Source organism: Hyphomonas sp. (assembly GCF_018402285.1).
Lineage (GTDB): Bacteria > Pseudomonadota > Alphaproteobacteria > Caulobacterales > Hyphomonadaceae > Hyphomonas.
In genome coordinates this window covers 1,260,973-1,273,319 of the sequence record NZ_JAGYJH010000003.1, presented here as the reverse complement: position 1 = coordinate 1,273,319, position 12,347 = coordinate 1,260,973, and the positions used below count along the sequence as shown (strand labels likewise).

The following is a 12,347-nucleotide window of genomic DNA, read 5'->3' as shown; positions in this document are numbered from 1 at the left end:
ATCCTTCTTGGACCGGAGGGGTTTCCTCGCGGCGGGTTCATGACATGTCGCATGAACGGAAGGTGGCCTTCCGCGGCCCTACGCCTGTTCCCGGACGGCGAGCCAACGACGGCAACAGGCAGGTCTCCTGACTTCGCGGATCATCGCCGGAGAGAGCTGCCTTCCCGGTTTCCCAGTGGCGTATCGCTCACACGGCTCCCCGCTCACAGTTACGGGCATAGCGCCGGATTCCCACCGGCTTCCCTTTTCACCCGGACCATGATCCGGGCACCTGTTGCGTGGATTTGGCTGTAATGCGGATTTCGTAACGCGGCAAGCGGCAGTTGGTTTTACCGGTCTCAGCTCAAGGCGAGGTTTGCCAGAACAATGTCTGCACGTCTGCCAATCGATACCTTTGGCAATTCGACAAGCTGATGACCGTATGCAGGGTAAACTTGCGTCAGCTGCTCGTATTCCCGGACCGCCTCATCAAACCCATGCCGGCGCTCCGGGTCAGAGTGAAAAATCTCCAGCCAGGGCGGCACTATGAACACCGTTTTATGATAGGGACTTGTCGGTGGGAGCAGTGTCTCAACCGGCAGGGCGTCTGCCGCGCAAAGCGCTGCGGCAGCATCAATCAATCCGCGATCAAAGAACACCCAACCGGCATCACCCTGCACGCGCTCAAGGTCGCGCGCTGCCATGTCAATGGCACGCCGGGCAAAGGCCGACATGTCAATCCAGGGCAGCGCGTTTCCGCTTTTTGACAGTTGTTCCTGCACGATCCGGCGCCCCGGCTCCGCGACTATGCTGAAGCCGCGCCGTGCAAGTTCATCCAGCAATGCGGACTTACCTCCACCCGAGCACCCCGTGATAACGACACGGCCAGTCAAATCAAAGGCTGTTGAGCAAATGCCCGCCATCCACGACGAGGGTCGAGCCGGTCATGAAGCTGCCGGCATCAGACGCCAGCAGCAGCAGCGGCCCGGCCAGTTCGTTGATGTCGCCGATCCGGCGCATGGCGATCCGGCGGATCATCAACTGCCCCTGCTCGCTGTCGAGGAATTCGTCATTGATCTCGGTCTTGAAATAGCCCGGCGCAATCGCGTTCACGCGGACGCCATAGCGGGCCATTTCCAGCGCCATCTGGCGGGTCATGTGATCGACCCCGGCCTTGGAGACGCAATAGGCGGTCGTCATCGCCTGGGGGTGCAGGCCCGTGATGGAGGCGATGTTGATGATCGACCCCTTGGCCTTGGCCGCCACCATGGCGTTGGCGCCATGCTTGGCCACGCGCCAGACACCGGTGAGATTGGTATCGATCACCGCGTTCCAGTCTTCTTCGGACATGTCGCGGAACCAGCCCCCGCGGGACATTCCGGAATTGTTGACGAGGATGTCCGCCGGGCGGCCGAGGGCTTCCTTGATAGAATCGAAAGCGGCGACAATGCTGCCATCATCTGTCACGTCCATGGCCACGGTCAGGGCATTTCCGCCCTTTTTCGTGATCGCGGCGGCGACTTCCTCAAGCCGGTCCATCCGGCGTGCTGCAAGGATAACTGTGGCGCCGGCATCAGCCAGAACATGCGCAAAATGGCGGCCCAGGCCGCTGGATGCCCCCGTCACCAGAGCTGTCCTGTTAGCGAGACTAAACAAACTCATGCCCTCAACCCTCAAAATAACTATTGCACAGCGCAACATTTAACCTAATCCAAGGCGCCATGAAGATATCAGTGCTCAAAGAACGGCGACCCGGCGAAACCCGCGTGGCGGCAACTCCGGAGACAGTCAAGAAGCTTGTTGGACTGGGCCATTCGGTCACGGTCGAGCAAGACGCGGGAACCGTGGCCGGTTTCCTCGATGCAGCCTTTGCCGAAGCGGGCGCCAGTATTGCCAGCTCGGCTGGCGAAGCGGCGAAAGACGCGGACATCGTGTTCAAGGTCCGCCGGCCCGAACCTGGCGAGATTGCCGCCCTGCCCGATGGCGCGGCGCTGATCGCGCTGATGGAGCCGTTTGCCTATCCGGCAGAGGAGCTGGCCGCGCTGAACGCAAAGAAGATCGCGGCGCTGTCGATGGAATTCACGCCTCGAATCACCCGCGCCCAGTCGATGGACGCGCTCTCGTCCCAGTCAAACCTTGCAGGCTACCGCTCGGTGATCGAAGGCGCCCAGATTTATGGCCGCGCCATGCCGATGATGATGACGGCGGCTGGCACGATTGCCCCGGCGAAGGTCTTCATCATGGGCGCAGGCGTGGCCGGCCTCCAGGCCATCGCCACCGCCCGCCGCCTCGGCGCGGTTGTCACCGCAAACGATGTGCGCCCCGCCGCCAAGGAACAGGTCGCCTCGCTCGGCGCCAAGTTCATTGCGGTGGAAGATGACGAGTTCAAAGCGGCTGAAACCTCCGGCGGCTACGCCAAGGAAATGTCGGCTGAATACCAGGCCAAACAGGCAGCCCTCACGGCCAGCCACATCGCCAAGCAGGACATCGTCGTCACCACGGCGCTGATCCCGGGACGCCCCGCGCCCGTACTGATCACCGAGGAAATGGTGAAGTCGATGAAACCCGGCTCGGTCATTGTCGACATGGCCGTAAGCCAGGGCGGCAACTGCCCGCTCTCGAAAGCCGATGAGATCGTCGATGTTGGCGGCGTCAAAGTGGCCGGGTTCTCGAACCTGCCCGCGCGCCTGCCGGCCGACTCCTCCTCGCTCTACGCCAAGAACCTGTTCGCCTTCATTCCCCTGATCACCGCCGAAAACGGCGCGATCAATCTCGATACCGAGGATGAAGTCGTCGTTGCCATGCTGCTCACGCGCAATGGCGCAACCGTTAGTGAAAGGCTGAAGTGATGAAACGCGCTACTGCCACTACCCTCGCCCTCGCCGCCTTTGCGCTTCCGGCTTTCGCCGACGCCGGCAGCATCGACTCGACCGTCTTCCTGGCGGCCATCTTCGCGCTCGCCTGCTTTGTCGGCTATTATGTCGTCTGGTCGGTCACCCCGGCGCTGCATACGCCATTGATGGCTGTGACCAACGCGATTTCATCCGTGATCGTCGTCGGCGCGCTGGTTGCCGCCGCCGCTCACGGCCTGTCTTCTGAAGGCTGGATCGCCAAGATCCTCGGCGCCATCGCCGTCGCCCTTGCCAGCGTCAACATCTTTGGCGGCTTCCTCGTCACCCAGCGCATGCTGGCCATGTACAAGAAGAAGGGGCAGTAGTCTTGGAACAGTTCAACTCGACCTGGGCGCCCCTGCTCTATCTCGTATCGGGCATCCTCTTCATCCTGGCCTTGCGCGGCCTCTCCAGCCCTGCCACCAGCCAGAAGGGCAACCGCAACGGCATGATCGGCATGGCGATTGCCGTGGCGACCACAATCATCCTGTTGTGGGACTCGCTGGACGCTGCCACATGGGCGCTGATGATCGGGGCAGTTGCCGTCGGCGGAACGATCGGCGCCATCATCGCGCGGAAAATTCCGATGACGGACATGCCACAGCTCGTCGCGGCGTTCCACTCGCTCGTCGGTCTCGCGGCAGTTCTCGTGGCGTCGGCCGCGCTCTATGCGCCGGCCAGTTTCGGCATCCTCGGCATCACCGGGATCAACGCCGTCTCGCTGATCGAGCTTGGCCTCGGCTCGGCCATCGGCGCGCTGACCTTCACCGGCTCGATCATCGCCTTTGCCAAACTCAACGGCAATATGAGCGGCGCGCCGATCCTGCTGCCCGCCCGCCACCTTCTGAACATTGCCCTCGGCGTCGGCATTATTGCCCTGATGGTGATCCTCATCCAGTCCGGCGGCACGGCCCATTGGGCCTTCTGGGGCCTCACCGCCCTGGCCCTGATCCTCGGCATCACGCTGATCATCCCGATCGGCGGGGCAGACATGCCCGTCGTCGTCTCGATGCTGAACTCCTATTCCGGCTGGGCGGCAGCGGCGCTGGGCTTCACGCTCGGCAACTTCGCCCTGATCATCACCGGCGCGCTCGTCGGATCTTCGGGCGCCATCCTCTCCTACATCATGTGCAAGGGCATGAACCGCAGCTTCATCTCGGTCATCCTCGGCGGCTTTGGCGGGGAAGATGCAGCGGCCGCGGCTGGCGGCGCAAAGGTAGACCGGCCCTATAAGCGCGGCTCGGCCGAAGACGCCGCCTTCATCATGAAGAACGCCTCCAAGGTCATCATCGTGCCAGGCTACGGCATGGCGGTCGCCCAGGCCCAGCACGCGCTGAAAGAAATGGCCGAGAAGCTGAAAGAAGAAGGCGTCGAAGTGAAATACGCCATCCACCCCGTCGCGGGCCGGATGCCGGGTCACATGAACGTGCTGCTGGCCGAAGCGCAGGTGCCTTATGACGAGGTGTTTGAGCTCGAAGACATCAACTCGGAGTTCAACTCTTCAGATGTCGCCTTCGTCATCGGCGCAAACGACGTAACCAACCCCGCCGCAAAGACGGACAAGACCTCCCCGATCTATGGCATGCCCATCCTCGACGTGGAAAACGCCCGCACGGTGCTTTTCATCAAACGCTCGATGGGCTCGGGCTATGCCGGTATCGAGAACGAGCTGTTCTTCAACGACAACACGATGATGCTGCTGGCCGACGCAAAGAAGATGGTCGAGGACATCGTCAAGAACCTCTGACCCAGTCATCCGCCCTCAAACAAAAAGGCGGGCTCGCAGACGCGATGCCCGCTTTTTTTATGCCCCCGCGCCCCGCGCCCCGAACACCACAATCTTGTTGCCCACATCATGGCCAATGTCGGCCCGGCCAAGATACGCAATGCCACCCCGCGCGCACCAGGATTGCGCAATCTCTTCCTCGGTTTTCCCGAAATCCACATCATTCACCGGGATCGGCCCGCAACGGCCCAGCCGGATGCCCGCTACCGCGCGCACCGTTTCGCTGGAGGTCAGCGTGAACATCAGCCGGTCCAGCCGGTAATGATACTCGCCCACATCCTCGATCAAAAGCGTCACCCCGGAAAGGTCAGGCGCATGCACTGTGCCGATCAGACTCGCCAGTACACTGATGTTATACGCCGCGTGCTTTCCAGGCGCGAGCGTCGATGGCTCAACCCCCGCATCGCCGTCCACCCCCGTCAGAAACCCAATCGCCCGGCGCACGGCAGCCTCGCCACCCTCCCGCAGAATATCCGCCGGCATCGGCCCATGCGCCACCCGGCCAACCCCCTCACGCGCGAGCCGCGCCAACAGGAACCCGGTATCGCTATACCCCATATAGGTCTTGCGCCGCGCCGCCTCCCCCAGCCGCCCAAACGCCAGATCCAGGAGCCGGCAAGCCCCATACCCTCCCCGCGCAAACCAGATCGCATCGAGTGCGGGGTCATTGGCAAACTCTACGAAGGCATCGGCCCGCGCTTGATCCGGCCCAGCGAAGTGGCCGTCGTGCAGAAAGCATTGGGTGTGGAAGACCAGCTCCGCCGCGTCGCCGGCGAGGGCAGTCACGCGATCCGCGATAGACTGATCGAGAGCCCTTCCGGGGGCGACGATGCCGATGCGCGATCTGCGTTGTAACATTTGCGGCTCCAAGGCACAGATTGGGGTAATCAGAATCGCAGTTAGAGTGGACTTTATGATAAATCACAATCGCTACTTCTTCTGCGGCATTGGCGGCTCCGGCATGTTGCCGCTGGCGCTGATCCTGCTCGATCAGGGCCACATCATCGAGGGGTCGGACCGCTCGCTCGATCAGGGGCGCACGCCGGAAAAGTTTGATTATCTGCGTGGGCGCGGTATCCGCCTCTTCCCGCAGGATGGCAGCGGGGTGACCAGCTCCGATCAGGTCATCGTGGCGTCGGCCGCCATAGAGGAGACCGTGCCCGATATTGCCGCCGCCCTGAGCGTGGGGGCCAGGCGGATGAGCCGGGCGCAGATGCTCGCCGCCCTCTTCAACGCCGCGCCAACAGCCATCGGCGTGGCAGGCACCAGCGGCAAATCCACCACCACCGGCATGATCGCCTGGATACTCCACCATGCCGGCAAAAGCCCCACCGTCATGAACGGCGCGGTCATGAAGAATTTCCAGACGCCGGACGCCCTCTTCGCCAGCTCTCTGGTAGGCGCCAGCGGCATCTTCGTCTCAGAAGTTGACGAAAGCGACGGCTCGATCGCCGGGTACAACCCGCGCGTCGCGGTCGTCTCCAACATCTCGCTCGATCATAAATCGATGGACGAGCTGCGCGCCCTCTTCGGCGGCTTTGCGGCCCGCGCCGAAACCCTCGTGCTGAACCTCGACAATGACGAGACCGCCCGCATGGCCGGGGCCTTTCCCCGAGCGGTCACCTACAGCCTGAGCGATCCTGCTGCCCGCCTCACCGCGCACGACATCGCGCCTGCGCCCACCCACATCACTTTTTCCGTACACGACCAGACCTCCGGCGCCTCCGCCCCCATCCGCCTCGCAACGCCGGGTGAGCACAACGTCTCCAATGCGCTGGCCGCTATTGCCGCCACGCTGGCCTGCGGCGTCACGCTGGCAGAAACCGCAGAAGCGCTTGGCAGCTTCGCGGGCATCTCCCGCCGCTTCGATGTGATCGGCACGGGGGGCGGCGTGACCGTGATAGACGATTTCGGGCACAACCCGGACAAGATCGCCGCGACCCTGCGCACCATAAACCAGTTCCCCGGACGCGTGCTGGTGATGTTCCAGCCCCACGGCTTTGGCCCGCTGCGCAACATGCGCCGCGAGTTTGCCGAGTGCTTTGCGCAGAATCTGGATGCGGAGGATATCCTCCTCATGCCCGAGCCGGCTTATTTCGGGGGCACCGTCGACCGCTCTGTCGGCAGCACGGACCTTGCCGCTGACATCACGGCGCTGGGCCGACACGCCGAGGCGCTGGGCGACCGCGCCGCCTGTGGCGCCCGCCTGATGGAACTTGCCCAGCCAGGCGACCGCATCCTCGTCATGGGCGCGCGGGATGACACGCTGACGGTCTTTGCGCAGGAGCTTCTGGCCAGCCTTAAGGCCTGCTAGGGCTGGATAAAGCGCTCCAGCGCCTCTGCTTGCAGGCGGAAGGCGTCCGTATCCGGCGCGACGAGTTCCACATGACCCGTCTCAGGCACAATGATCAGTTCGGCAGCGTCCCCAGCCGCGACGGCTTTCCCGGTCAATGCCTCGCCCAGAAGCGGCGGCGCAATCTGGTCCTTGTCGCCATGGACGCTGACAAAAGGTACGCCAATGGGCAGCAGGCGCGCCGGCGAAACATCCGCCAGCGGATCAGGCCGCTCTGCGCTTGCCGGGCCGGTCAGCGGTTCGTAGACCGCATCAAGACAGCTCTCCAGTGTCACCGGCCGGGCAGCCTCAAGGTCTGCCAGGCCGCCTGACACGACAACGCCGCGAAAGGCGATGGGGCTCTCCGGCTTCAGCGCGTTGCCTTCCGGCAGCTTGCCGCGCGCCGCGAGCCAGAGAATGAGATGGCCACCCGCCGAATGCCCGATACCGGTCACGCGGGAGAGGTCCAGATTGTACTGAGGCGCATAGACCGCAAGCGCATCGGTGGCGGCGCCGACATCCAGAAAGGTTCCGGGATAGCCCCCGCCTGCCTCGTCCACACCGCGATATTCAATGTTCCAGACGGCCCATCCGCGCTGGGCAAGGCCATGGGCCATCCAGTCCATCAGCGTGCGGTCGGCAATCGATTTCTGCCAGCAGCCGCCATGCACCATCACCGCCACGGGGTGTGGGCCTGCCCCCGCCGGTAACCAGAGATCGGCAATATCGGTTTGCCCCGTTCCCCAGCCAATTTTTTCCGCGCCGGTGGGCCGCTCGATGGCCAACAGGTCCGGCCAGGTCATCAAAGGGGGCTCGGCCATGGCGGGTTCCTCGATCGCAGCAGTGACCGGCGCGCTGGCCGGGCTCGGCGCCGGCGTGCAGGCCGCCGCCAGCAGGGCCAGCGCCCCGACAGCCGAAATGGCTTTGAACATGTTGCCTCCTTGCCCCGGCGTCTCTGAAAGCTAGTGTCGCAGCTTCGTCCGAACAGGCAAGTGGCTCAAATGGCATCCCTCCCGCATTCCCGCGACGCTGCACTGGCGCTCGACCAGATCGACCCGCTGGCAGGCAAGCGGCGCCTTTTCTGCTTGCCGGAAGGTTGCTGCTATCTTGTCGGCCATTCTCTGGGCCCGCCGCCACTCTCGGCGTCAGAGCGCCTGCGCGAAGCGCAGGCAGACTGGCAGCGCGACCTGGTGCGAAGCTGGAACAGTGCAGGCTGGATCGACCTTGCCGAGCGCGCAGGCGCGCAGATCGCGCCGTTGATCGGTGTGGATACGGAGGAAGTGATTGTCACTGACAGCGTCTCGGTCAACCTGTTCAAGCTGGCGGCTGCCGCCCTGCCCCTTGCCGCCCGCAGGGTGATCCTTGTTGAGGAAGACGAGTTTCCGACAGACCAGTATATCGCCGAGGAGATGGCCCGGCAGACAGGCGCGGAGTTTCAGCGCCTTGCGGCGGGCGGCGGCTTTGGCGCGCTTTCCCGCGGCGGTGTCCTGATCCGCAGCGCGGTGAACTATCGCTCGGCAGAGGTTGCCAGGATTGACGATTTCGAAGCAGAAGCAGCCCGCCACGGCGCTATCATTGTCTGGGACCTCAGCCACGCGACCGGCGTTCTGGATGTCGAACTGAAGGCGAGTGGCGCGCGCCTCGCGGCGGGCTGTACCTACAAATATCTCAATGGCGGTCCCGGCGCGCCGGCCTTCATCTATGCCGCGCGCGAATTGGCCGGCCGTCTGGCTTCGCCGCTGCCGGGCTGGATGGGCCATGCCGCGCCGTTTGCATTCACGCCGGACTATGCCCCCCGCGCCGGCGCCGCGCGCTTTGCCAGCGGTACGCCGCCCATCCTGTCGCTGGCGACGCTCAGCGGCGCGCTGGAGACATTCGCGAATGTGAGCGCCAGCGCCCTTGCCACGAAGGCAAGGGCGCTGGGCAATCTTGTCATCAGCCGGGCAGACAGCATGGGGCTGGACGTGATGTCGCCCCGGGATCCGTCGCGGCGCGGCGGACATGTCAGCCTGCGGATCAAGGAGGGGTATCCCGTCGTTCAGGCATTGGCCGCGTGCGGCGTGATGGCAGACTTCCGGGCGCCCGATACTGTGCGCTTTGGCCTGTCGCCGCTCTTCCTCAGCCATGCAGATGTCCGGGGCGCGATGGACGCGCTTGAGCACATTCTGCAGAGTGGCAGCTGGGACAAGCCGGAGTTCCACGCGCGGGCGAAAGTCACCTGACCCCGTTTCAGGCCCCGCTGCCCTGCCCGGGATAGCCGAGCGTTGTCGCCAGCCGGATCGACTGTGAACGGCCGGAAACGCCCAGCTTGCGGCTGGCACTCTTCATATGGAAGCGCATGGCTGGCGCGCAGACGCCCATGGGAGGCTGGAGCGGCGCGACGATGGCGGCGTCAATGCCGTAAGAGCCATACGCTTGCGGATCGATCCTGGGATTGACCGCCTCCAGCGCGCGCAGCTGACGCCAGCTGTGCATCTTGCCTCATGCTGTTCTGCTTGCTCTGTCATGAGGAAAGCAAGAGGATGAGCCGGGAGGCACGGACCATGAAACTAGATCTGTCATCGCAGGATGTTGAATTTCAGCAGGAAGTGCGAGCCTTCCTTGGGGAAAAGCTGAGCCCCGAACTCGCCGCTGCCGGACGGCTGGCCACCAGCGTCTTCATCGAGCCGGAATTCACCCTGCCCTGGCAGCGCATTCTGCATGAACGCGGCTGGGTCGCGCCCCACTGGCCGAAGAAGTATGGTGGCACCGGCTGGAGCGAAATGCAGCGCTATATCTTTGCCAGCGAGTGCGCCCGCGCAGGCGCGCCGGGGCTGGCGCCGATGGGGCTGGGCATGGTGGGCCCGTGCATCATCGGCTATGGCACGCCGGAGCAAAAGGCGCATTACCTGCCGCGGATCCTCTCGGGCGAGGACTATTGGTGCCAGGGCTATTCGGAGCCGGGATCGGGCTCTGATCTGGCCTCGCTGCAGCTGCGGGCGGTGAGTGACGGGGACGATTATGTGCTAAACGGTACCAAGATCTGGACCACCCATGCCCACCACGCCAACAAGATGTTCTGCCTTGTGCGGACGGACCCGGAGGCAAAGGCGCAAAAGGGGATAACTTTCCTCCTGCTCGACATGTCGATCCCCGGGATCAAGGTGGACCCGATCATCACGCTGGCGGGCGAGCATGAACTCAACCAGGTGTTTTTCGACGAGGTCCGCGTGCCAAAGTCCGGCCGCCTCGGCGAGGAGAATGATGGCTGGTCGGTGGCAAAATACCTTCTGGAATTCGAGCGGTCGGGCGGATCGTCTGCCGGGCTGGAGGCAGGCCTTGCCCGTTTGCAGCGTTATGTGACAGGGATCGGGTGCCCCGATCTCATGCGTCTTGCCGGCGATCTGGGGACGCGCGTGGAGGCCATCAAAGGCACCGAGCAGCGCATTCTTTCGGCTGTTTCCAGCGGCAAACCGCCGGGGCCGGCAGCCTCGATGCTGAAGATACAGCGCACCGAGCTGATGCAGGCGGTAGATGAGCTCGCCGTTCTGGCGAGCGGGATTTACGCAGGCGTCCAACAGCTGGAAGCGGTGCATCCGCTGGCGAATGTGGCGCCGATCGGCCCGGCGGAGCTGGTGACGGCAATGCCGCGCTATCTCAACAACCGGGCCGGTTCGATCTATGGCGGCTCGAACGAAGTTCAGCGGAACATTATCGCGAAGGGGGTTTTGGGGCTTTAGGGTTCTGGTGGGGGCGGTTGGGCTGAAATCACCAGTTTGCCTTCAGACAGCGGTTGGTCAATGGTGCGAAGCTGAAACGGGGCGCCCCTCATCGATCAAAGGCTGCCCGAGCCATTCGTAGCTGACCCCAAGGCGTTCAGAGAACCAAATGACAGACAAGACCTTCGACATCATTCTTTACGGCGCGACCAGTTTCGTGGGTCAGATCATGGTTCGCTACATGAATGAGCAGTTCGGGAAAGGAGCGATCAAATGGGCTATTGCCGGGCGCTCGCGAAGCAAGCTGGAAAAACTCAGCCAGGACATCGGCTTGTCAGGCATCGAATTGATCGTCGCCGATGCCAGTGATGAAGCGGCTCTCAAGGCAATGAGCGCAAGGACCAAAGTCATCGTGTCTACGGTTGGGCCTTATGCGCTTTATGGTGACACGCTGGTAAAGGTCTGCGCTACGTCGGGAACCCATTACTGCGATCTCACAGGGGAGCCGCAATGGATCCGAAAGATGCAGGAGCGCCATGAGCAGGCCGCCAGGCAGAGCGGCGCATGGATCGTGCACTGTTGCGGGTTTGACTCCATTCCTTCGGATCTGGGTGTCCATTTTCTTCAGCAGCAGGCAACGGAAAAGCTTGGTCAGACCTGCAACCGGATCAACATGCGGGTAGCGAAGATCAAGGGCGCAGCTTCCGGCGGAACGATTGCGAGCATGATCAATATGGTCAAGGAGGCGTCGGGGGATGCTCAGCTGCGCAGGCAATTGAAGGATCCCTACAGCCTTTGCCCGCCGGGCCATGCCTTTGCTGCCCGCCAGCACGATGTGCAGATGGCTTATGACGAAGACTGCAACAGCTGGATTGCTCCCTTCATCATGGCGGCCATCAACGCGCGCGTCGTCCATCGTTCCAACGCGTTGAGCAACAACAGCTATGGCACCGACTTTATGTATGAAGAGGCCATGTTGTCGGGAGCCGGTGGCCGCGGCAAGCGCACGGCCAGAGCGATCAGCTTGGGACTGGCAGGCGGGATGCTCGCCTTCGCTTTCCCGCCCACGCGCTGGCTACTGGAAAATTATTTCCTCCCCAAGCCGGGAGAAGGGCCGAGCGAACAACAACAGCTCGATGGCGAATATGATCTGGTGTTCCTGGGAACAACACGCCGCGGCGACAAAATCAGATGCCGGGTAACCGGGGATCGCGACCCAGGGTATGGCTCCACGGCTAAAATGCTGGCACAGGCCGCTGCCTGCCTGGCCAGGGACGTGCCGGAAAACACCGTGGGCGGGTTTTGGACCCCGGCAGGGCTCATGGGCGATAAACTGATCGACCGGCTGCAGGCTCATGCCGGTCTTACGTTTGAACTTCAAGCGACGTGAAGATTGGAGACTCAAACCGCGGGCGGGGTGTCTTTTGACCGTAACCCTGCGGCACGCGTCAGAAGGGCACCCTACGACCGGAACATTCTGGTCCCGACCGCGTTGCAGGCGCACCAGGCAAACAGGTGAATCTACTGAAAAATTTGGTGTGCCCAACAGGGTTCGAACCTGTGACCTACTGATTAAAAGCTCCGCCAATCCTTCGTTGCTAAGCCCGCACTGGAAGGCGTACAGACCGCAGCGGCTCTAATCCCGTCAAGATCAAAGTTCA

Annotated in this window: 12 protein-coding genes and 1 riboswitch; of the genes, 7 read left to right on the top strand and 5 right to left on the bottom strand. The window is 63.0% G+C overall.

What is annotated here, in order from left to right; all coding sequences use genetic code 11:
- Positions 1–99 precede the first annotated feature (99 nt).
- A riboswitch (cobalamin riboswitch) is annotated at positions 100–290 on the bottom strand.
- 48 nt (positions 291–338) lie between these two features.
- Both KG722_RS08785 and KG722_RS08780 read right to left on the bottom strand, forming a co-directional pair.
- Positions 339–902: an AAA family ATPase gene (locus KG722_RS08785; RefSeq protein WP_213271353.1), complete on the bottom strand. Its 564-nt coding sequence runs from the start codon at positions 900–902 to the stop codon at positions 339–341.
- Positions 874–1,641 carry an SDR family oxidoreductase gene (locus tag KG722_RS08780; RefSeq protein ID WP_213271352.1) on the bottom strand — a complete coding sequence of 256 codons (768 nt, stop codon included), beginning with the start codon at positions 1,639–1,641 and terminating at the stop codon, positions 874–876. The genes KG722_RS08785 and KG722_RS08780 overlap by 29 nt, the downstream gene beginning before the upstream one ends.
- A 59-nt stretch (positions 1,642–1,700) precedes the next feature.
- Here KG722_RS08780 and KG722_RS08775 point away from each other — a divergent pair, with 59 nt between their 5' ends.
- From KG722_RS08775 to KG722_RS08765, 3 genes are read left to right on the top strand one after another with little or no spacing between them, the layout of a single operon-like run.
- Positions 1,701–2,828, top strand: coding sequence for a Re/Si-specific NAD(P)(+) transhydrogenase subunit alpha (locus tag KG722_RS08775; RefSeq protein WP_213271351.1), 1,128 nt, complete (start codon positions 1,701–1,703; stop codon positions 2,826–2,828).
- Positions 2,825–3,196, top strand: coding sequence for a proton-translocating transhydrogenase family protein (locus tag KG722_RS08770; RefSeq protein ID WP_213271350.1), 372 nt, complete (start codon positions 2,825–2,827; stop codon positions 3,194–3,196). Before KG722_RS08775 ends, KG722_RS08770 begins: the two co-directional genes overlap by 4 nt.
- 2 nt (positions 3,197–3,198) lie before the next feature.
- Positions 3,199–4,617, top strand: a complete 1,419-nt coding sequence (locus tag KG722_RS08765) for an NAD(P)(+) transhydrogenase (Re/Si-specific) subunit beta (RefSeq protein ID WP_213271349.1) — start codon at positions 3,199–3,201, stop codon at positions 4,615–4,617.
- A gap of 57 nt (positions 4,618–4,674) precedes the next feature.
- On the opposite strand, the gene KG722_RS08760 is transcribed toward KG722_RS08765, so the two are convergent.
- Positions 4,675–5,514: an LD-carboxypeptidase gene (locus KG722_RS08760; protein ID WP_213271348.1), complete on the bottom strand. Its 840-nt coding sequence runs from the start codon at positions 5,512–5,514 to the stop codon at positions 4,675–4,677.
- Between the two features lie 55 nt (positions 5,515–5,569).
- On the opposite strand from KG722_RS08760, the gene KG722_RS08755 reads away from it, so the two are divergent.
- Positions 5,570–6,970 carry a Mur ligase family protein gene (locus KG722_RS08755; protein ID WP_213271609.1) on the top strand — a complete coding sequence of 467 codons (1,401 nt, stop codon included), beginning with the start codon at positions 5,570–5,572 and terminating at the stop codon, positions 6,968–6,970.
- On the opposite strand, the gene KG722_RS08750 is transcribed toward KG722_RS08755, so the two are convergent.
- On the bottom strand, positions 6,967–7,920 hold the full coding sequence (locus KG722_RS08750; RefSeq protein WP_300998325.1) for an alpha/beta hydrolase: 954 nt from the start codon (positions 7,918–7,920) through the stop codon (positions 6,967–6,969). The genes KG722_RS08755 and KG722_RS08750 overlap by 4 nt on opposite strands.
- Positions 7,921–7,989: 69 nt before the next feature.
- Between KG722_RS08750 and KG722_RS08745 the strand changes: the two genes are divergently transcribed.
- The gene (locus KG722_RS08745; RefSeq protein ID WP_213271347.1) at positions 7,990–9,210 is read left to right on the top strand and encodes an aminotransferase class V-fold PLP-dependent enzyme; all 1,221 of its coding nucleotides are present in this window, start codon (positions 7,990–7,992) and stop codon (positions 9,208–9,210) included.
- 7 nt (positions 9,211–9,217) lie between these two features.
- Here the strand turns inward: KG722_RS08745 and KG722_RS08740 are convergent, their stop codons facing one another.
- Positions 9,218–9,463 carry a hypothetical protein gene (locus tag KG722_RS08740; RefSeq protein WP_213271346.1) on the bottom strand — a complete coding sequence of 82 codons (246 nt, stop codon included), beginning with the start codon at positions 9,461–9,463 and terminating at the stop codon, positions 9,218–9,220.
- Between the two features lie 68 nt (positions 9,464–9,531).
- On the opposite strand from KG722_RS08740, the gene KG722_RS08735 reads away from it, so the two are divergent.
- A complete protein-coding gene (locus KG722_RS08735) occupies positions 9,532–10,707 on the top strand; it encodes an acyl-CoA dehydrogenase family protein (RefSeq protein WP_213271345.1) in 1,176 nt (391 codons plus the stop codon).
- A 148-nt stretch (positions 10,708–10,855) separates the two neighbouring features.
- Positions 10,856–12,076 carry a saccharopine dehydrogenase NADP-binding domain-containing protein gene (locus KG722_RS08730; RefSeq protein WP_213271344.1) on the top strand — a complete coding sequence of 407 codons (1,221 nt, stop codon included), beginning with the start codon at positions 10,856–10,858 and terminating at the stop codon, positions 12,074–12,076.
- Positions 12,077–12,347: the final 271 nt, after the last annotated feature.

Bases quoted from the DNA above. Each gene is read 5' to 3' on its own strand.
- KG722_RS08785 (WP_213271353.1), bottom strand. From the start codon at position 902: ATGGCGGGCATTTGCTCAACAGCCTTTGATTTGACTGGCCGTGTCGTT.
- KG722_RS08780 (WP_213271352.1), bottom strand. From the start codon at position 1,641: ATGAGTTTGTTTAGTCTCGCTAACAGGACAGCTCTGGTGACGGGGGCA.
- KG722_RS08775 (WP_213271351.1), top strand. From the start codon at position 1,701: ATGAAGATATCAGTGCTCAAAGAACGGCGACCCGGCGAAACCCGCGTG.
- KG722_RS08760 (WP_213271348.1), bottom strand. From the start codon at position 5,514: ATGTTACAACGCAGATCGCGCATCGGCATCGTCGCCCCCGGAAGGGCT.
- KG722_RS08755 (WP_213271609.1), top strand. From the start codon at position 5,570: ATGATAAATCACAATCGCTACTTCTTCTGCGGCATTGGCGGCTCCGGC.
- KG722_RS08750 (WP_300998325.1), bottom strand. From the start codon at position 7,920: ATGTTCAAAGCCATTTCGGCTGTCGGGGCGCTGGCCCTGCTGGCGGCG.
- KG722_RS08745 (WP_213271347.1), top strand. From the start codon at position 7,990: ATGGCATCCCTCCCGCATTCCCGCGACGCTGCACTGGCGCTCGACCAG.
- KG722_RS08740 (WP_213271346.1), bottom strand. From the start codon at position 9,463: ATGCACAGCTGGCGTCAGCTGCGCGCGCTGGAGGCGGTCAATCCCAGG.
- KG722_RS08735 (WP_213271345.1), top strand. From the start codon at position 9,532: ATGAAACTAGATCTGTCATCGCAGGATGTTGAATTTCAGCAGGAAGTG.
- KG722_RS08730 (WP_213271344.1), top strand. From the start codon at position 10,856: ATGACAGACAAGACCTTCGACATCATTCTTTACGGCGCGACCAGTTTC.